Consider the following 20,553-nt stretch of genomic DNA (forward strand, 5'->3'; position numbering starts at 1 on the left):
AGTACTCATCTATATAAATCCTGTTTTCCGAAAATCTTGCATCGTTTTTCTGAAAAAAAACAAAAAAAACTATAACCAATTGATATTGTGTACATAAAATTTTCATCATCTCATTGCAAATTCCGTACCTGTTGTCAAAATGAAGCTCTATTGATCTTAGATAAACAGCAAAAAGGAAACTACATAACATAGCTTCCTTTTCATTATTTACCAGTTGTATTTTATTGTACTCCACCTCCAAGTGCTCTGTAAAGATCTACCTCAGCATTTAGTTTTTCAAGGGTAACATTGATGGTTTCCAGATCATTCTGGAGTTTATTATTCTGAGCAGTGATGACTTCCAGATAGGTTGCCATACCACTTTTATACAGCTTCAACGCATCATTGATTCCTTTGTCCAGAATCGCTGTTCTCTGTTCTAGAAGCTGTAATCTTTCTGAAGAACCTTTGGATTTCGCCATAGCATCGGAAACTTCTCCCACCGCAGTCATTACCGACTGTTTAAAATTGATGGCCACTTTTTCCTGCTCAATTAAAGCGGTGTCATAAGCTGTTTTCAACTGCTTTTTCTGAAAAATCGGGGCAGCAAGATTGGCCGCAATTGCTTTGGTAATAGATCCCGGAATATCAAACCATGAGCTGAATTTATTGGAATTTACTCCTATCTGCGGACTCAGACTGATACTTGGATACATGGCAGCTTTTGCCAATCCGGTTTTGGAATTTAGACTGATAACGTTAAACTCTGCCATCTTCAGATCCGGTCTTCGGCTCAGCAGTTGTGCGGGCAATCCTTCTGACAGTTTATTTTCAGGAATCATTGCTTTCAGATTTCCTTCTCTTTCTACTTTGGCCGGATATTCTCCACAAAGAATACTCAAAGCATTTTCCTGAATAGAAATATTCTGTTTTGCTAAAGGAATCAGCAACTCGGCTGTTTTTTTCTGTGCTTCCGATTGCTGAACCGCCAATGAATTAATCTGTCCTGCTGTAAACTGAAGATTCATCATTTTAAGTGTATTGTCGCTCAACTCAATATTCTGTTCGGCTATTTTCAGCTGTTCATCAAGACTGATCAGATTATAATAAGCCTGAGCCACCTGAACAACAATTCTGCTTTTGATGGCATTTAAGTTTTCTTTTTGTCCAAAATATTCTGCAGCCGCGGATTCTTTCTGCATTTTAGCCTTTCCCCAAATGTCTACTTCCCATGAAAGTCTCAGGGCTGCACTGAAATCATCCATATATTTTGTTCCGACAAACTGCTCGTTCAAAGAGCCGTTAAGCGTATTGGTGGAAGCCCAGCTTCTGTTGGCACCTGCTGTAAGATCTAATGTTGGCATCAGCCCCAGCTTAGCTTGTTTATAAATCAGATCCAGCTGTTCTATATTTTTCAAAGCCACATTCACTTCATTATTTCTTAATAGGGCTTTATCTATTAAGCCTATCAATTTAGGATCTTTGAAGAAAGTCTTCCATGGCAGTACTACCGTATCTCCTGTTACCTGTACAGATTCTTTATAGGTTTCGGGAATCTGAAGATCTGTTCTTGTATATTTTTTTCCTACGGCACAAGACATCAGTAATGATGCCATTGCGCCTGAAATAAGGAAATTCTTTATATTAAATATGCTCATTGCTCAATTGATTTTCTGTTGTAGTATACTTCTTTTTGGTAGAGAACTTCTCATCCAGATACTGAAAGAACATATAGAGTACAGGAATTACGAAAACTCCTAAAACCACTCCGCTCAGCATTCCCATGGCAGCACTTGTACTGATGGATTTGTTTCCTGAAGCCATTCCTCCTGAAGAAATCATCAATGGAATCATTCCCACAATAAAGGCTAATGAAGTCATGATAATCGGACGTAATCTCGCCTTTGCTCCTTCCAGTGCAGAGTCCAGAATCGAAAGACCTGCTTTTCGCCTTTGTATGGCAAATTCTACAATCAGGATCGCGTTTTTGGCGAGAAGCCCGATAAGCATGATCAGTCCTACCTGTACGTAGATGTTATTATCCAGTCCGATTGCTTTTATTCCTAAGAATGCTCCTACAATTCCCGTTGGAATGGAAAGCATTACCGCCAGAGGAAGAATATAACTTTCATATTGAGCTGCGAGTAGCAGATATACAAAAAGCAAACACAATCCAAAGATGGCAATCGTCTGATTTCCAGCTGATTTCTCTTCCAAACTCAATCCTGTCCATTCGTAGCTGTAGTCAGAAGGTAATTTGCTTAAAGTCTGTTCCAGCTTGCCCATTAACTCTCCGTTACTTACTCCGGGTTTTGGAGATACGTTGATATTTAACGAGTTGTAAAGGTTGTAACGTTGAACGGATTCCGGGCCGTAGACTTTTTTCAAAGTGATCAATGTATTTACCGGAACCATATCTCCTTTTTCATTCTTTACAAAAATATCATTGAACGCCTGCTCATCCATTCTGAAAACTCCATCCGCTTTAATATTCACTCTATAGAACTTCCCGAATCTTGAGAAATTCTGAGACTGGTCTCCTGAGAAATACGTCTGAACAGTTCCCAACAGATTAGAAATGCTTACTCCCAGTTGTTTTGCTTTATCTTCATTCACTTCAAGCTCCATCTGAGGATAGTCTGCCCTGAACATGGTGTAGGCAAATGCTACTTCCGGAACCTGCATCAACTGACCGATCAGCTCATCTGCTTTCGCTTTAAGAACCTGAGGATCTCTTCCCATACGGTCCTGAAGGACAATTTCCGCATCATTCGTCATTCCGTAACCTTCTACCGGAGGCATTCTGAAGGTCATTACACTTCCTTCTTTGATCACTCCCAGTTTTGCATTCGCCATATCTACCACTTCCTGAATATCCTGAACTTCACCTCTTTCTTTCTTAGGTTTCAGTTTAACAAACCCCATTGCATAAGCAGGGCCTGCGCTGTTACTAAGAAGGTTATATCCGGTAATGGAAGTATTTTCCTGCACAGCTTCTACTCCTTTTAAAATGTCATTGATCTTGTTGGAAACTTCTGTCGTTTTGGTCAATGCTGTTCCGGGAGGCATGCTTAACGTGTACATGAAGAATCCGTCATCTTCCATTGGTACAAAACTCTTAGGCGTGCTTGACATCAGCCAGCCTGCAACTCCGATAACAGCTACGATTAATCCTCCTGCAATCCATTTTCTTCCTATTAAAAAGCGTACTCCTTTTGCATAGCGGTTGGTCATATTATTGAATCCAACATTGAATGCTACCGCAAATCTTTGCCCGAATCCTTTTGGTTTTTTACCTTCTCCTGCGTGATTGTTTTTCAAAAACACGGCACACAAAGCCGGAGTTAAAGTCAATGCGTTAACCGCCGAAATAATGATCGCTATGGCCAATGTATAGGCAAACTGCTTATAAAATAATCCTGCAGAACCGGACATAAATCCGATAGGAATAAATACTGCCGACATCACCAATGTAATAGAAATAACCGCTCCTGTAATTTCACTCATCGCCTTATGAGTTGCTTCCCTTCCTGAAAGATCTGTCCCTTCCATATTGCTGTGAACAGCTTCCACCACTACAATGGCGTCATCCACTACAATACCGATGGCCAGTACAAGCGCAAAAAGGGTCAGTACGTTGATCGTAAATCCTAAAACCAGAAGGAAGAAGAAGGTACCGATAATGGCTACCGGAACGGCTACTGCCGGAATAATCGTAGATCTGAAATCCTGTAAAAAGATAAATACCACGATAAATACCAGAATAAATGCTTCTATCAGGGTAGATTTCACCTGTCCTGTAGCCTCATCCAATCTTTCTTTGGTACTCATTACCTTCGTATATTTGATACCCGGAGGGAATGATTTTGATAATTGATCAAGAGCTTTATTCACTCCTATTTCAATCTGATTCGCATTAGATCCTGTAGTCTGCATAATCGCCACAGTAACCGCATTTTTCCCATTGGAAAGGTTGTCTCCGGTATTGGAAATCGCTCCGAATTCCACACGGGCTACATCTTTCAACCTGATAACCTGGCTTCCTGTATTTTTAACAATGATATTTTCATATTGTTCAGGCTTGTTCTTTTTTCCTTTGTATCTGATTACATATTCTAAAGCGGCATCCGATTCTTCTCCCAGTTTACCCGGAGCAGACTCCAAACTGTGGTCTGCAATGGCTCTGGAAACATCTGCTGGCTCAAGTCCGTAAGATGACATTTTCTGAGGGTTCAGCCATATTCTCATGGAATAATCTTTCAATCCGAATACCATGGCCTGCCCAACCCCTTTTACTCTTTTAACCTGTGGAATAAGGTTGATATTCGCATAGTTCTGAAGGAAAGTTTCATCATACTGTTTATTATCTTCGGTATAAATATTGAAAATCAACACCATACTGTTCTGCTGCTTGGAGGTGGTCAATCCCATTCTCACAACCTCCTGTGGAAGGATCGGAGTGGCCTGCTGCACTCTGTTTTGCACGTTTACCGCAGCCTGATCGGCATTCACCCCCTGTTTGAATATAATGGAGATGGAAAAGGTACCATCATTACTTGCGGTGGATTTCATGTATTCCATATCCTCCACCCCGTTGATCTGTTCTTCCAGCGGCGTTACCACGGAACGGATCACGGTTTCACTGTTTCCTCCGGGATACGATCCTGAAACGGTAATCGTAGGCGGAGAAATGTCCGGGAATCTGGTCACCGCCAGCTGGTTTAATCCTATAATCCCTAAAATGACGATGATAAGGGATATTACCGTCGCCAATACCGGACGGTCTATTATCTTTTTTAACATTTTTGAATTTTCTAAGAATGGTTATACAACTATTTCAAAGGAACGGTGTGCGCTACCACCTGTGCTCCATCTGTAAGGGCATCAATTCTGTTGATAGCAATTTTATCTCCTGCATTCACGCCTTCTTTGATAAAGTAATCCTGAGAGGTACTTCCTGAAACGGTAATCTGAGTCATTTTTACTTTATCCTTGCCATTCAGTTTATAAACAAAGAATCTGTCCTGAATATCTTTTACTGATGTTTTCGGAAGTCTGATCACTCCGTTCAGAGCATTGTGAATCATAACTCTTGCTGTTCCTCCGGCTCTTAATAATTTATCAGGATTCTGAAAAACAGCTTTCATCTGAATACTTCCGGTATTTCTGTCGAAGTTTCCGCTGGCATTTTCCAGTTTTCCTTTAAGAGAATAGGTGGAACCGTCTGCCAGGATAAGCTCTACGTTTTCTGCTGTATTTCCTGATGCCGAGGCTCTGCTGTGCGCAATAAAATCAGCTTCGTTCATTGAAAAGTATACATTCACACTGTTGATACTTGAAAGTGTTGTCAACGGAGAAGCATCTGACGGACTGATAAGGTTTCCTACTCTATTCGGAATTCGTCCGATATATCCACTCACCGGAGCTTTGATGTAGGTAAAATTGGCATTAATCTTTGATGATCCTAATGATGACTGAGCCTGTGCTACCTGTGCTGATGCCGCTTTATAACTTGCCTGAGCGGTTTTCAGCTGCATATCGGAAACTACTTTTCCTTCCACAAGGGGTTTCAGCTTTTCTACTTCAAGTCTTGCGGTTTCCTGTGCTGCCAGCGCTGATTTCAAGGCGGCTTCATTGGTATTTACCTGTTCGTTGTATACGGATGGATTGATTCTGAAAAGGGTCTGTCCTTTGCTTACATACTGTCCTTCTTTGATATATACTGCTTCCAGATATCCTGTTACCTGTGCTTTAATATCTACATTATCCTGTCCTTCTATGCTTCCCGGATATCCTGTTGATATGTCTGCATCTCCGGACTTTACCTGGATAAAATCTGTAGGCAATGCCTGCTGCATCTGCTGAGCATTTTCCTGGCCGTTCCCGGAACCACACGAGTACAATATCGCTGCAGCTGTAAGTGAAAGTACCAGATATCCTTTTCTGTAATTCATAACATTGGTTTTTAAATTTTACAGGAGCAAAATAACTTCATCTTATAGTGATATTCATTCAGAAGTTGGGTGAAGTGTCGTTAATCGCAGGTGAAACGTACGATCGGAAAAATGAAAGGAAGACAGTTGTTTTCATTTGTAATTATGGTAAAAAAGAGATTTTCATGTGGAAATAAGAGTGAAATCAGTAAGGATAAACTAATGTATTTTACAATTAAAACGAAAAAAAAGATTGCCTTGGCTAAAAGCAACCTCGTTTATATTTTTAAAGAATTAATAATCCATCCAGGATTTGAAAATGGAAGCTTTTTCCCGGCTTACAATAACTTCCATATCAGGCTGTTTCCTCAATTCAAGCTTTAATTTTCCGTTAAAATGATTAAAAATCTGTTTTACGGAATTGATATGGATGATGAATTGTCTGTTGGCGCGGAAAAAGAATTTGGGATCCAACTGTTTTTCAAGCTCTTCCAGAGTTTGCGGAACATTTTCTACTACTCCGGTATTCAGCATGGCCTTGCTGATTCCCAATTCGGTGTAAAAGTATAGGATATCTTCTGCCAGAACGGTTTTATATCCGTCTCTGTGTGCGATCAGAAAACGTTTTCTGTAGTCTTTTGGCTGGATATAATTCAGCAGTCCTTCAATGGCTGTTCCTACTACCGGAACAGATTCCATAAAGGTTTCATAGCGTTTTAATGCAGCATCCAGTTCTTCTTCTTCAATAGGTTTCAAAAGATAATCCACACTGTTGTATTTGAATGCCTGTACTGCATATTCATCGTATGCTGTAGTAAATATGACAGCACTTTTAACTTCATGTTTGTTAAATATTTCAAAGCTGAGTCCATCTGCAAGTCTTACATCCATCATGATAACATCGGGAACCACATTATTTTCCAGCCAATGGACTGTAGAGGTAATCGAGTCTTCCACAGAAAGGATTTCGATATGCGGTCTTAACTTCAACAACAGTCTTTTTAATCTGTCGGCATTAGGTCTTTCGTCTTCAACGATTAAAACTTTATTAATCTTCATATCAATGGGAGTTTTACAATAAATTTATCTTCGGTTTTTTCGATTACAGGTTTAGGATATCCTAAGATTTCGTACCGTGCAACAATATTGGTAAGTCCTACCCCTGAGGAATCCGGCTTATTGATTAGAGGCAGAAATGTATTGGAAACTATCAATTCTCCTTCAGGACCTGTATAAACGTGAATCTCCAGAGGATTTACCTTTGAAGTCTGGTTATGTTTAATGGCATTTTCAACCAATAGCTGTAAAGATAATGGTAGGGTGAATCTGGATCTGTATTCTTCTTCAATATCTATTTTGAAGACCACTCCTTCACCAATTCTTTTTTCAATCAGAAAGATATAGGATTCTAAAAATTTGAGCTCCTCTTCTACGGCAATGATGTCTTTTTTGGAATTGACTAAAAGATATCTGTATACTCTCGCAAACTTCTCGGAATAATCATAGCCTAGCTGCTGATCTTCCAGAATGAGTTCTGACAATACACTTAAGTTATTGAAAATAAAATGAGGGTCTATCTGAAGTTTAAGTGCCTGAAGTTCAGCTGCCATCGCAGCCTGTTTATGTTTGGAAGCCCTCAGTTTATGCTGAGCCGCTTCTACTGCTGTTTTTTTCCAGTTTTCCAATAAATAATCTACGGTATTAAATGCACTGATAATCAATGATATTACAATATTGGTTGCAATCCATTGCCCCAGCAGTGTATATTCTTTGCGGGAATCCATTTCTGGTAATGTGACCGAAGTGCCATCTACGATTGCATTAATAATAATCACAATCAAAACACTTCCTACGATCTGAAGCAGACACTGGATAAATAATCGCTTTACGGTTCTGTTTCTCCAGGGAAGCCACTTATTGAGTGTTCTGTCAATAAATATACTTACCTCCGAAATGATGATGGAAAAAAAGACAATCCATGTGGCATCTTCCAGAATCATCTTCAGCGGAGCGTCCAGATATCCTTTCCAAACGGGATCAAAGGGATCAATAAGGTAAGAAAAAACACAGAACGTAACCACGGCCAGTGCCCAGATCACGAGCCTTCTTTTCATGGTGGAAAGAATCTTTTTATTCCGTACTATATTTTTCCTGATGGCAGAAATCCTATTCATATCCGGGATTTTATGAATGTAAATATAGACATAGATTTTATATGAGTATCGTCCATTTTAGACGAGACCGCCAAAACAGGACATGAAACGTAAAATAGCAGTGTTCAAATGGAGGTGACGGTTCATCACCTGAAAAAGACAGTTCATCATCATTTTATGCAACATCACATCATTTTTACAGTAAGGGAATACCTGTCTATCATAGTTTTGTGGTATTAAATCCGGTACAATGAAAATAATAATTGTCTGCACAGATTTTTCGCAGGAAGCTGAAAACGCCACTCATTATGCAGCTTCTATGGCTAAAGAAAATAAATACAGGATTATCCTTTTTAATCTGCAAACTGTTTCTATCCATGCTTTGAATGCACAGTCTTCAGCTGATTTTTTCTACACTCAAACGCTTAAAAATCAGAAGAAACTGGAGGATAAAGCAACAGAGCTTACTGCTTTATATGCAATAGAAACAGGGCATCATCTGGCCTCAGGCAATTTTATTGAAGAACTTGAAAACTGCATGCAACTTTACGAATGTGATTTTGTGGTGATGGGAATGGCGGAAAAAACGCTGGAACAGAAGCTTTTAGGAAACAGGGTAACAAGGGCCATTCACAGGATTAAAAAACCTATACTCATTGTTCCTGCCCACATAGAATATGCAGGAATCCGGAAGATTATTTTTGCTTATGATACTCACAAAAGCATGACCTGGTCTGCTATGAATGATATTTACCACTTTATTAATGAATTCAATGCAGAGATTGAGGTCTTCAATGTGAGTGAAAGATTAGAAGATTTTGCTGAGGTTATCCATGATATTGATCTGAACTCCGGATATGATCTGGATGACATTAAGTATAGCTTTAAAATGATTCAATCCATTGAGGTCATTAAAGCTATTGAAGAGGAAATAAAACTGACGGGGCCAGACCTTTTAACCATGGTTCCCTATAAATACAATCTTGTGGAATCTCTGTTTCATCGAAGCAAAACGGCTATCATGGCGTATAAGAATAAATTACCATTACTATCAATTCCCCTAAACATAGATTAAGAATCAATAAAAATCTGTTCACATGTGAATTATCCTTTTTGCCTTTAAAGGCTAAATTTTACACTTAATCTTGTTTAACAGGACCGGGAATAGATTTCCGGTCCTGTTTTTTATTTTACTTTTTAAAATGTTCATTGCAGATTATTTTGTCAAAGCTATTAATCCCTCATCATAGTTTTCCAGTACAGCCTGAAATTATGATTTTCGTACTTCTGTTTTGAGTTTTATTTCTGATTCAATTTCGGAATATTCTGCCCATCAACATAGACACAGATCTTTCTATTTTGAAGGAAACAATTGGAATATTATTTTGAAAACAAAAACAAACTATCATATTCTATTCATCTGAATATCAAAAAGTCGTAAATTTAGTAAAGGATAAAAACAGTGTTTTCCCTCTTTTTTATAGTTGTGCCGTTCGCTAATTTTGTTCCATAAAATTAAAAACCATAAAAATGAAAACTTCCTTTTTTACTAAGATTTTACCTCTGCTTTGTGCAGCATTTATTTTGACTTTTTGTCTGATCAGCTGCTTCGAACCTCCTAAAGAACCCGTTAGCAACAGTTATAAAAAGAAACTGATCAGTTATCGTGAAGGCCGGGTTCTTTTTGATGAATACACCAGAACCAATCATGAAATTCTCATGAAGTACAGAAACGGTGAACCCGATTCCCGATGGTACTGGTTTTCGCTTGAAGATATGGAAGGCTATATTAAATATGTAAAAGAAAATGCCAGAAAACAAAAATTAAAAAATCCGGGAATCAGGATTTACATGGGAAAATATCCAATGAATCATCCTAAAAACAGAATGGCAAAACCTGAATATGCAGGTTACCAAACCATATTTCTCGTTCCTACCGCTCAAAAAAGAGAAAAGGACAAGGCTATGGCCAGGTCAGCCGCCACCGAAGAAAACACAGACGTTACTTCAATAGAATCTATGAATATGACCAATCTGGCACCACCCCCAAAAACGTTATCTGAAACAATGCCTTAAAAAACACAAAAATATGAACTGGAACATTGAAACAGGGAAACAGATATCGATGATCATATCCATTATAGTGATGATTTTAATGATCATAAAATATAGAAAAACCGGAAAGGAAAATTTATTTTTTATCATTGGATATCTGTTGTTTTCCCTGATTGATATTTCCTGTTATTTCTATTTCAAGCTGACCAATCTGCCTACGGACATTTTTTATGTAATTGGTTTTTTAATGATCGTATTCTTTCTATACTTATTCTATTATTACCAATTATTGTATGTTCCGCTGCTCAAAAAGATACAGAGCATCATCCTGGTTCTTTTTGTCCTCAATATTGTTGTGATGTTTTATACGGAAGATGATCTGCTTCATCATTTTTCTTTTAATATGCTCTATGTAGATATTCTTCTGTTGCTGTTTTCAATTATTTTGTTCCTGTATCAAACCTTTAATTCTGACAAAATATTAGAAATTAAAAACTATTTACCCTTCTGGATATCAGTATCTCTAATGATATTTTTTATCGGAAGCATTCCGATACTTTTTTTCAGAACTACTGTTTCAGAAAGTATTTATTTCTTCATTTTATTTATGCTGAATCTGATCAGTAACGGGATACTTATATTAGGTTTAATCTGGAACAAACAGGAAAGAATAAGATAAATGCTTTTCAGATATGGAAGAGAATAATCTGGTCATCATTTTTACGATTACTTTATTCATCGTTGTTTTGACAATGATCTTTATTTATGTGGTCTTTATCAGGAAAAAAACAAGTCTGTTGATCGAGCAAAAAGAAAAAGATCTCCGGTTTGAAAAGGAACTGGCGACTTCTCAGGTAGAAATGAAAGAACAGACCCTTAATTATATCGGGCAGGAACTGCATGATGATCTGGGACAAAAACTCTCTGTAGTCCGCTTACGTCAAAACCAACTGATTACCAAACTCAAAAATACAGAAAAAGAAGACCTGATTGAGCTTAATGAATTATTGGGCGAGTGTATACAGGATATCAGAAATCTTTCTAAAACATTAATCACGGAACAGATCATTCATTTCGGACTGGCAGAATCCATTGAAAGAGAAGTGAAAAGGATTAAAAAACTAAAATTATTGAAAATAGAATTCATCACTCAAAAACAGGATATTGATATTTCTCCCAAACATGGCCTGATCCTCTTCAGGATTATTCAGGAAAGTATCAATAATATTCTGAAACACTCCAAAGCCAAAAATGTTTCCATACAAATGGAGGATGACTGTGAAAGATTACACATCAGCATTTCCGACAACGGCAGAGGCTTTGATACAAGCATTATTCAGAATGGTTCAGGATTAAAAAATATGGAACTGAGAGCCAAACTGATTCACGCTGAACTGTCTATACATTCAGAACTTAATAAAGGAACACAAACATTGATAACCTATCATAAAAATTTATTATGAAAACTATTCCCATAGCGATCGTAGATGATCATACCTTAATCTCCAAAGCACTGGAGAATATGATCACAGAAAACACTCAATATCGGGTCATTATGAATCATCCCAATGGAGAAGAATTTATTGCAGGAGTGGAGAAAGCTTCAGAATTACCCGCTGTAGTCCTGATGGATGTTAACATGCCTTATAAAAATGGTATAGAAACTACAGAATGGCTTACAGAGCATTATCCCGATATTAAAGTCATTGCCCTTACCATGGATGATGATGAAAGAATATTAATTAAAATGTTAAAAGCGGGCGCAAAAGGCTATCTGCTGAAAGACATGCAGCCTTCCATTCTTTTCCAGGCCATTGAAACTGTATTTGAGAAAGGCAGCTTTTATACTGATTTTGTGGCTCAAAAGCTATTAAAAGTAAAAACAGAAGAAGCCAAAAATGCTTCTTTGCTTTCAGAGCTGAAAGAAAGAGAGAAAGAGTTTATCAAATGGGCCTGCAGCGAACTCACATACAAAGAAATAGCGGATAAAATGTGCCTGAGTCCAAAAACCATTGACGGCTACAGAGATTCGGTTTTTGTGAAACTGGATATAAAAAACAGAGCGGGTCTGGTGCTTTTTGCCTTGAAACATGATCTGTGCTAATTTAATTTTTAACCTTATTATTACCTGAAAAAAAAAACATCTTTACATTCTTTTTATGTATCCGGCGGCTTTTCAAGCTGCCGGATTTTTCATTCCATAACTCATTCATATACAAACAAAAAGGTGTTTTTCCTTTTTCAAAATACGGTTTTCTCCTCTGTTTTTGTCCTTCGGAATGATGGAATTTTGTCATAGAAAAAAACACAGAAAGGCAGCCCCCGAAAAGCCGAAACAGAGTAGGGAATATTTTTAAAACTAATACAATGAAAAAAGCACTTATCGTAGGTATTAATGATTATGCACCCATCGGATACGGAGGTCCGGATCTTAACGGCTGTGTAAATGACGCCAGAGACATGGCCAATACATTGGTGATCTGTGGTTTTAGTCCCGCAAAGATTAAAATCCTGACCAATCAGAATGCTACAAGAGCGAATATATTGAACTATCTGAAATCCATGATCAGTACAAGCGTGAAAGGAGATTCTCTTGTTTTTTATTATTCAGGACACGGAACCAGAGTGGCTAATATAGGATCGGATCTTGAACTGGATGGTCTTGACGAAGCGATTTGTCCACACGATTACGCCAATAACGGAGTGATTCGTGATGATGATTTTAAAACCGTTCTCAGCAAACTGAAAGCCGGAGTGAATATGGAAGTTATTTTCGACTGCTGTTACTCCGGAACAGGAACCCGAAAAATGGATCTGGGACTGGAAGCAGATTTTCTCAACGAAACCGCACGTTACATTCCTCCAATGCTTGAGGATGAATTTTATCTGACATATGCCAGTGAAATGGAAGCTTCTAAAAGTTCAAAAAAATCAACAGTATTGACTAAAGCATTAGTCCCTGTTGCCGGAATGAATCATACGTTGTGGGCGGCGGCGAAAGATAATCAGGTATCAATGGAAGGAAATATCAGCGGACAAATTCGAGGGTATTTCACCTATCATTTCTGTAAAATATTGCGTGCAACCAATGGGAATATCGTCAGAAAAACACTTGACAAACAGGTTGCTATCGCATTAGCCGCTATGGGAGCAGCCCAAATTAACCAGACAGAAAGCATCACTGCAGAATTTTCACAAAAAATATTCACTTAATCATACAACCATTACGGCGGAATCCGAAAAGCCCTCAAAAGAGTAGGAATATACCAGATTAAAAATAATAATCATGTCAAAAACCGAAAACAACAATCCAATGACCGCTGAAGAAGTTCTAAGACTTAGAACTGTTAAAGCAAAATCAACTGAAAAACCGTCAGCCATCGAAAAATTATTCAGCCAGGCTCCGGCTATGGAAACCATTAACGGAAGAACTTTTCCTAAAGGGATGAAAACTATAGGAATGCCCATGGATGAAAAAACAGCAGAAAACAGATCTCTGGAAACCGGCCATTTCTACCCTACCCATGCTGATTTTGAATACAACCCAAAACTGGAACCTAAAAAAGACCGCAAACCTAAATTTATTGAAAGAGATTCTTTCCTGACTCCTGAAAATGCAAGAACTATTTTTGGAGCAGATCAGAGAAAAGTATACAATTCTACAGCCTATCCATGGAGATGTGTAGGAAGAGTGGAAAGTTCTTTAGGTTCAGGAAGCGGCGTGATGATCGGGCCAAGACACCTTCTTACCTGCTCCCATATTGTAGACTGGCAGCCTAATAATACAACAGGATGGCTGAAATTCACCCCAATGTATTACAACGGAAGCGCTCCTTACGGAACTGCCTGGGGTACATTAACCTATTACAAGTATAAAGTAGCTGGTCCTACGATTGATTCTACAGAGATCCAATATGATTATGTAGTGATTGTATTAGACAGACCTATCGGAAACAGCACAGGTTGGCTAGGCTCAAAATCCTACTCAGATTCATGGGATGGAGGAGCTTACTGGACTCACGCAGGATATCCGGGAGACCTTACAGGAACGCAAAGACCTACGTACCAAACAGGTATTGCATTGGATGGAGATTTCTGGAGTGCTGATGACAACGAAAGCATGAGCCATAAAGCAGATATATGGCCTGGACAAAGCGGAGGTCCTTTTTGGGGATATTGGGACGGTTCTCCGTATGCTGTGGCTACTCAAAGCGCGCATAATCCAAGCGATAATTTTGCAAGTGGCGGCTCAGATTTAGTCAATCTGGTCATCAGAGCAAGAAATGAACATCCTTAATTTATTTTTTTAGTTTAAATTAATATCCCGCTTTCAAGGCGGGATATTTTTAAGAATCTTTTCTCTATATTTTTTTATTTAACGCTCAAAAACCATTATCTAAAAAGCGTAAAATTTAAATACATCTGTTATTTAATAATAATCGTATTGTAATAATCTAAAACAATATCTTGTTCGAATGCATCTGTTGTACTATCTCTCCATCCTCGATCTCTATAGTCATAGAGGTTAGTTTGGGCATAACCTTTACAAAAAAACAGCATAATAATGAAAATCAAACTTGTTTTTAGCATGTAATAAATTTTAAAGTTGAAACTCTCCTAATAAAAAAATCTTGAATTTTATTTCCATTTTTAGTTTGGTTATTACTTTTACAGATTTATAGGATCGAAAAACCCATCTTGATCTTCTTCCAACTGTAATAATTTATTTTTATCCTTTTTATAAAGCATAATATTTTCTTGCACAGAAATAGCAGTCATCATTTTATACACATTTAGTGTATCTTTCTCAATAATAATAGGACCATTTCCTGCTAAAAAATTAGAAAAATCTTCTTTAATATTCTTTACCTGCCAATAAAACACCCACCCGAAAGGATGTTCTTCTGTAAGATGATCATATATGACAATATCTGGATCTCCTTCTTCATTCCAGATTATTAAATTATTCTGATAATCTACAAATCTTTGCATCTTTGCTCTTGCTTGCTCTTTTGTGTACATAGCTTATTTTAATACATCAAATAAAGTTCTATCCTTTTTTTACTTTGTAAAATTTTCCATTTTCATCTTTTGCAATTTCTAATATTTTTGTCGTAAAATTTTAATAATATAGTGGTTCTCCTGTTTCGTCTGAAACAGTTAAAAAGTCTAAATTATCAAAAATAGTCTTTACAGATACTGTCCATTCTCCTATTACTTTTCTCTCAGATTTTGATACTTCTTTTTCTTTACGGAAAGAAATCTTATTTATGCATGAATCTGTATAATATTTTCCTTTAAAATCTTTTAAAATGATTTTTGTTTTTTCTAAAATTTGTTTCTCTGTATATTTCATGCTCATTTTAAATCGTTTAAAAAAATTAATCTTTCCAAACTAAAAACCGCCTCCTAAGAAGCGGTAAATATTATGATTTCCTACCATAACTATGTCGGACAATCTTATAGTTTTCATCTACATAATTTAAAACCTCTTGTTTTTCCTGACCTGTCAAAGAAGAATTGAGATATATTTTATCATTTTTAAGCTCATAAAGTTCTGAAAGCTCAGGACAATTTTCAAATAAGCCTTTATAATCTTCAATCACTGCAGAGATTGGTTGATAGTAATCTTTATTGTAGACCTGTTCATTTGGATTATCTATTGATTTTTTTGACCATAGCATTACTTTCTTATGCCATTGCATTAATTTTGTTATAAGAGAAATCATTTTATTTATTCCTAGACTTTTCTCCGCTTGTTTTAAAATGATAATCTTTTGAGGTTGCTCACCATAAGCAGTCAGCTCATTTAATAATTTTTCTATATTTATATTCATAATTAATATTTTTCATAAAGTGTAAAAATATGTCTAAGCATATCGTCTATTCTTATAAAGTTTATCTTTATTCCAAGTGCCTTTTGAAAAGCTCTCTCGTGAAAATATGCTCTTTTTTCTTTTGACCACACATCTCCAAAACGTTTTTCTGCTACTTCTCTTGACAAACCTTGTATAATCATCCTTCGTTTTTCATAGTTTTCAATTGCGTGTGTTCCTTCATGAATTATATCTCCTAAAAATTCATCTATTGATCTAGATTCTCTAAAATACATATCTAACCCATCAGCAAAAGCAATCGTCCTATTGGCCTTTTCTAAACTATCCCCATATTCCATTTGACAAATCAAATTAAACTCATTATCATCTAATACTATAACCAAAATTTCATTTTCATCAATACTTTTAGCAATTCTATTAGCCTGCTCCGTATATCCTCTTAAAATATTTGTTATTTCAGATTTTGGAATATTTTTAATTGAAGTTCCTTCCCATTTTTCCTTAAAATCATTAAGTCGCTTTTTATTTTGTTTATGCACTTGCTGATTCCATTTTTCATCTAAGCTTTTGTTTTGGCTATCAAGCTTCTCCTGAATTCTCTTATTCTTATCCTTCACTGTTTTCTCAGCAGGAGACAAACCATGATCAGCAACCTCTTCTCCAAAACCAAAGACCTCATTTAAAATCTTTTCTAATTTAGAAAAAATTTCTTTTGATCCCTTTTTAAATTCCCGGAGAATCATTCGAATAAATTCCATTATCTTGGTCAGTCCATTCTCTGCTGTTGTAATTGCCTTGGTGATCTTTTCCAGCGGGTTCAGGATAAAGCTTTCTACGGATTTGGCCAGCTTGGCTACGGCCGCCGTTCCACCAGTAAGAAGTGTTTCCACAATAATATCGATGATAATCCCAATAATATACCCGTAATAATAGGCCGCTTTTTCCAATGTGATCTGAGGAATCATTTCTTCCACCCAATTTACCAGACGGACAATGGTTTTTATCTGGAAGGTAATGCACTGCTTAAAGAATTCCACATAATCAAAAGTCAGAATGCCTTCCAGCAAGTCTTCCATCAGTTCCAGAAACATCTCGCCATATTCTACTTTTCTGTCATTCACTTTATCCATGGCAGCGACTGCTTTGAAAATAAAGCCGATGATGGAAAAGATTCCGGCAATAATATCAACCAGACTGTTATAAATACCGCACAGAAAGGCATTGGCAATCTGATAGTTTTTATAGACAATATGCTGCATTCCGGTAAGTGGGTCTGCAATAAACTTCTCCAGCTTGTCGATCTGGTTAAAAAAGAAAGTCAGGGATTTATTGATTCTTTTATAGATAAAAGCAGGGAAGAAAGTTTCAGCGTTGTTCAGCAGACTATTAAAATCTTCTTTTGCTTCATTGATGCTTTCAAAAAATGATTTTACAATTCTGGCATTGATTTTTTTCTGGCCTGCAAGATTTTCATAAGGATTCTGGGATGCTTTATGTTCATAGAAATCTTTTATCTCTTTATAAAATACTTCCGGAATAAAAGTGGGATTATATTCTCCTTCTTTCGGATTGGGATTCCATCCGTTTTCTGAAATTCTTAGTTTGACAATATTTTCGGCAATACCTTTTGTAAAAAAAGTTGAAGCTGCTTCCAAAGCTTCCTGCTTAAAAAAACTGAATATTTCTCCGACGCTTTTGTCTTTCAAACCCAGAAACCAGCTTATAAAATCTACTTTATTTCTGTAAATACCTTTTTCAATAAGGTTTTTGAGTGATTTTGGGGTAACAGTTACCTCATGTTTCCTTGTAAAATTGAGAATGTCTGCAAAAGGCATATCCTTTTTATTTGTAAGCCCTGCGCCCGCTACAGCACGCATTACCGTATTATGATTGTAACGGTCATCAATTTCTAAAAAGAGAATCAGCTCATTACTACTGGGTAAAGCTTCCATATAACGCTGCAAAAGAAATGCTCCGTTTTTACTGGCAAAAAGAACAACATCAACTCCGGCTATGGTCTTGCTGAACCTGCTTTTATAGACAACTACTTCTTCAATATTACCGCCAAATACAGGATCATCCGAATAGATCTGAAATCCATTACCGTCCACAACCGGTTTTCCTCCATAGTAAGTATTTGCAATCTGCCGTGAGGTTTTTTGCTTTAATTCCGGAGGAGATTCCTGAACCGGAAAAAAAGTCTTAATAGAATCAGGATTCTCATTTCCGGGAGAGAAATCCGTGATGTTCCTCAATAGAGGATTATTTAAAATTTCTAAACTCATTTTGTGATTTTTTAAGGTGAATAAAGGCAGGGTTTTAAGACCCTGCCAGTGAAATGATTATTTAAATAATCAATGCATTAAGAAAGCCTGTTCAGCTCATTGCTTTTCAACTCAACAAATTCCTGTAAATAGCTTTTCAGAAGATCCAGAAACCCGATTTTATTATTCTTAACAAGCCAAAGCATGTAATGGTGAGTATTCACTTTAACAATAGATGTTTTAGGATTTCCTTCTTCATCCAGAACAGGGTTCTGCGTTTCTTCATCTACTACAGAAACAAGTATTCTGTTAAAGCTTTCGTCTCTCAGACTTGACCATTCCTCTTCTCCAATAAGCCATTCAGGAGTCGGAAGGTTGGAAGGTTCAATTTCATGGGTTTCTTTGTTCCTTAAAACCTGCTGATAAAAAAGATAGGTTCTTGGAAGTTCTGTATCTACCACCATTTTATTGATTCGAATAAATCGGTTAAAGGCTGGAAGCAAAGGATGTTCAGAAATCTGGATTTCTCCAAGGTTGAGATCTGTCGTATTGATTTCGTTCAAAAGTTGCTGTACCTGTTCTGGTATTAATAATTTTTCTTTCATTGTTTTTAAAATTTTACTGGTTAAATCGGAGTATCAATCAGTTTATAGATACTCTTTTAGTGAAAGGCAGAATTTTCAGGCTCTGCCTTTTTATATTGAATTTATGTTAAAGCTTGATAAAGGCTATAGTTTATACAGTTCAACAATATTGGCACTTACACCAGTATTACCCATTGTATTCATATTGTACATTCCAAAGGCAACCGGACCTGTATATCCGGTTTTGGTATAGGTGACCGTTTTATTATTGAAATTGACAATAACCGTCCAGCTTCCTCCACGTCTTATAAAGGTTGCACTAAGGGCATACGTTGGATCTGCGGTAGTTACTGCTTCGGCTGAATTATCCGGGAATATTTTCCCCATAGGATACCAATAAGACTGAACCAACCTAACATTGGCAACGGTTTGGTTTAACAGGTCTACTCCATTGGCAGCATTGACTAATCCAACAAAATGAGTCATAGTTCCAAATCCGTTAGGTCCGCTAATCGTTGCTGTTTTACCTGTAATTTCAACACTCATGTAAAAATCTTCATCTGCCCCAATCAATTGGTTTGTTTTTCGGGCTGCGACGAAAGAAGAGTCATCAGCAAGTGCTTTCACATTACTGTCAGAACTGTAGCTTACGGCAGCTCCCGCTTGTGTAATTGCCGGAGAAACAGCATTATTGTATATTTTTTGTTCCCAAACAATGTTATTGAGAGGAATACGCTGTATTTGACTGACTACACGGATTGTAAAACTTGTTAAGTACCATGAAACACCGTTCCACAATCTTATTTTATATTCTCCTACCGGAATATTTTTAAAATTGTAATAGAATGTAAGATCTATTCCATTAGAATATAGCTGGACCTGTGAGCCTGGTATTGCCACAACAACCGTAGCGGTATCAGCGGAAACACTATCCTGAGTACATAGTTCTACTTTAAAACTGGTAGATGGAAGGTTTAGGTTAGCCCCCTTCAGATTAATCCAAAATGGCTTATCTGTTTTGTCTACAATGGGAGGAGATATCACTGCAACACTCATTGTTCCTGTACTCCACCCTCCATTCATTTTTGTTTTCCATACTGCTCTCTCTGCTTCTGTCATTTGATTGGGCATTTCCAATAGTAGATTTTTACTATCTACCAAAGCATTTAAGCCACTGGTATTCTGAACTACAACTTTTTGAAAATTAGCTGTATCAGAATTCTTACTAGGCAATCCGGATACTATATAAGGGTTTCCTAAGGTATTGATCGAAAATGAAGCATTAAGGGTATGACTTCTTGCTGAACTGTTCGATAGGTTGGCATTCATCATATTTTTCCCCAAATCACCTGCAGGAAGTTTGGCAACATTACCATTATCATTCAGTCCTATAATTTTAGGATAGTCCTGCGCATTTCCATCTGTCAGAGGAATTTCCAGTTTCTCAGCTAATTTCTCCTTTGTTTTGATATTGTATTGAGCCTGGCTTGCAATTCCTTCAGCTAAAAGATCAGCATTTGAAATACTAACATGGTTATCAGCTAATTCAAGAGGAATGGTTCCATCAACAACTGCATGGGTCTTTAAATCACCGTTTTCATCAACAGCATAATCTGTGTAATTTGGAGAACCTGGAGCCGCTACCTGATAAATAGCATTCGCTTCCCTTTCCCCAATAGGAGGCAATTCATTGACACGTATAATTTTTCCTATAATTGGCATTTTTTTAATTTTTAAGGTTAATAATT

18 protein-coding genes are annotated in these 20,553 nt (G+C 37.0%); 7 read left to right on the top strand and 11 right to left on the bottom strand.

All coding sequences use genetic code 11. The features are described 5' to 3' along the window. Positions 1–221 precede the first annotated feature (221 nt). The 5 genes from RAH34_RS09070 to RAH34_RS09090 form a co-directional block, all read right to left on the bottom strand. Positions 222–1,637 (bottom strand): efflux transporter outer membrane subunit, encoded by a 1,416-nt coding sequence (locus RAH34_RS09070; protein WP_306595908.1) that lies wholly within the window; start codon positions 1,635–1,637, stop codon positions 222–224. Beyond that, positions 1,624–4,782 carry an efflux RND transporter permease subunit gene (locus RAH34_RS09075; protein ID WP_306595909.1) on the bottom strand — a complete coding sequence of 1,053 codons (3,159 nt, stop codon included), beginning with the start codon at positions 4,780–4,782 and terminating at the stop codon, positions 1,624–1,626. Before RAH34_RS09075 ends, RAH34_RS09070 begins: the two co-directional genes overlap by 14 nt. A gap of 29 nt (positions 4,783–4,811) precedes the next feature. Next, a complete protein-coding gene (locus RAH34_RS09080; RefSeq protein ID WP_306595910.1) occupies positions 4,812–5,933 on the bottom strand; it encodes an efflux RND transporter periplasmic adaptor subunit in 1,122 nt (373 codons plus the stop codon). Between the two features lie 273 nt (positions 5,934–6,206). Next, on the bottom strand, positions 6,207–6,971 hold the full coding sequence (locus RAH34_RS09085; RefSeq protein WP_114819704.1) for a LytTR family DNA-binding domain-containing protein: 765 nt from the start codon (positions 6,969–6,971) through the stop codon (positions 6,207–6,209). Further along, on the bottom strand, positions 6,968–8,086 hold the full coding sequence (locus tag RAH34_RS09090) for a sensor histidine kinase (protein ID WP_306595911.1): 1,119 nt from the start codon (positions 8,084–8,086) through the stop codon (positions 6,968–6,970). The genes RAH34_RS09085 and RAH34_RS09090 overlap by 4 nt, the downstream gene beginning before the upstream one ends. A 229-nt stretch (positions 8,087–8,315) precedes the next feature. On the opposite strand from RAH34_RS09090, the gene RAH34_RS09095 reads away from it, so the two are divergent. The 7 genes from RAH34_RS09095 (at position 8,316) to RAH34_RS09125 (ending at position 14,417) form a co-directional block, all read left to right on the top strand. Then, on the top strand, positions 8,316–9,140 hold the full coding sequence (locus RAH34_RS09095; RefSeq protein WP_306595912.1) for a universal stress protein: 825 nt from the start codon (positions 8,316–8,318) through the stop codon (positions 9,138–9,140). A gap of 455 nt (positions 9,141–9,595) precedes the next feature. Beyond that, positions 9,596–10,141 carry a hypothetical protein gene (locus RAH34_RS09100; protein ID WP_114819701.1) on the top strand — a complete coding sequence of 182 codons (546 nt, stop codon included), beginning with the start codon at positions 9,596–9,598 and terminating at the stop codon, positions 10,139–10,141. 13 nt (positions 10,142–10,154) lie between these two features. Further along, complete coding sequence (locus RAH34_RS09105) at positions 10,155–10,799, top strand: hypothetical protein (protein WP_306595913.1); 645 nt, start codon at positions 10,155–10,157, stop codon at positions 10,797–10,799. A gap of 13 nt (positions 10,800–10,812) precedes the next feature. Then, positions 10,813–11,583, top strand: a complete 771-nt coding sequence (locus RAH34_RS09110; protein ID WP_114819699.1) for a sensor histidine kinase — start codon at positions 10,813–10,815, stop codon at positions 11,581–11,583. Continuing rightward, positions 11,580–12,224 (top strand): response regulator transcription factor, encoded by a 645-nt coding sequence (locus RAH34_RS09115; protein ID WP_114819698.1) that lies wholly within the window; start codon positions 11,580–11,582, stop codon positions 12,222–12,224. The genes RAH34_RS09110 and RAH34_RS09115 overlap by 4 nt, the downstream gene beginning before the upstream one ends. Before the next feature lie 263 nt (positions 12,225–12,487). After that, a complete protein-coding gene (locus RAH34_RS09120; protein ID WP_306595914.1) occupies positions 12,488–13,333 on the top strand; it encodes a caspase family protein in 846 nt (281 codons plus the stop codon). Positions 13,334–13,406: 73 nt separating this feature from the next. Beyond that, a complete protein-coding gene (locus RAH34_RS09125; RefSeq protein WP_306595915.1) occupies positions 13,407–14,417 on the top strand; it encodes a serine protease in 1,011 nt (336 codons plus the stop codon). A 371-nt stretch (positions 14,418–14,788) separates the two neighbouring features. On the opposite strand, the gene RAH34_RS09130 is transcribed toward RAH34_RS09125, so the two are convergent. The 6 genes from RAH34_RS09130 to RAH34_RS09155 form a co-directional block, all read right to left on the bottom strand. Beyond that, the gene (locus RAH34_RS09130) at positions 14,789–15,142 is read right to left on the bottom strand and encodes a hypothetical protein (protein ID WP_306595916.1); all 354 of its coding nucleotides are present in this window, start codon (positions 15,140–15,142) and stop codon (positions 14,789–14,791) included. Between the two features lie 100 nt (positions 15,143–15,242). Further along, the gene (locus RAH34_RS09135) at positions 15,243–15,476 is read right to left on the bottom strand and encodes a hypothetical protein (RefSeq protein WP_306595917.1); all 234 of its coding nucleotides are present in this window, start codon (positions 15,474–15,476) and stop codon (positions 15,243–15,245) included. Positions 15,477–15,546: 70 nt separating this feature from the next. Continuing rightward, positions 15,547–15,957 carry a hypothetical protein gene (locus tag RAH34_RS09140; RefSeq protein ID WP_306595918.1) on the bottom strand — a complete coding sequence of 137 codons (411 nt, stop codon included), beginning with the start codon at positions 15,955–15,957 and terminating at the stop codon, positions 15,547–15,549. A 2-nt stretch (positions 15,958–15,959) separates the two neighbouring features. Next, positions 15,960–18,242 carry a hypothetical protein gene (locus RAH34_RS09145; protein WP_306595919.1) on the bottom strand — a complete coding sequence of 761 codons (2,283 nt, stop codon included), beginning with the start codon at positions 18,240–18,242 and terminating at the stop codon, positions 15,960–15,962. 77 nt (positions 18,243–18,319) lie between these two features. Beyond that, positions 18,320–18,826: a hypothetical protein gene (locus RAH34_RS09150; RefSeq protein WP_306595920.1), complete on the bottom strand. Its 507-nt coding sequence runs from the start codon at positions 18,824–18,826 to the stop codon at positions 18,320–18,322. Between the two features lie 123 nt (positions 18,827–18,949). Beyond that, complete coding sequence (locus RAH34_RS09155) at positions 18,950–20,527, bottom strand: hypothetical protein (protein ID WP_306595921.1); 1,578 nt, start codon at positions 20,525–20,527, stop codon at positions 18,950–18,952. Positions 20,528–20,553: the final 26 nt, after the last annotated feature.

Source organism: Chryseobacterium sp. WLY505, assembly GCF_030846215.1.
GTDB lineage: Bacteria > Bacteroidota > Bacteroidia > Flavobacteriales > Weeksellaceae > Chryseobacterium.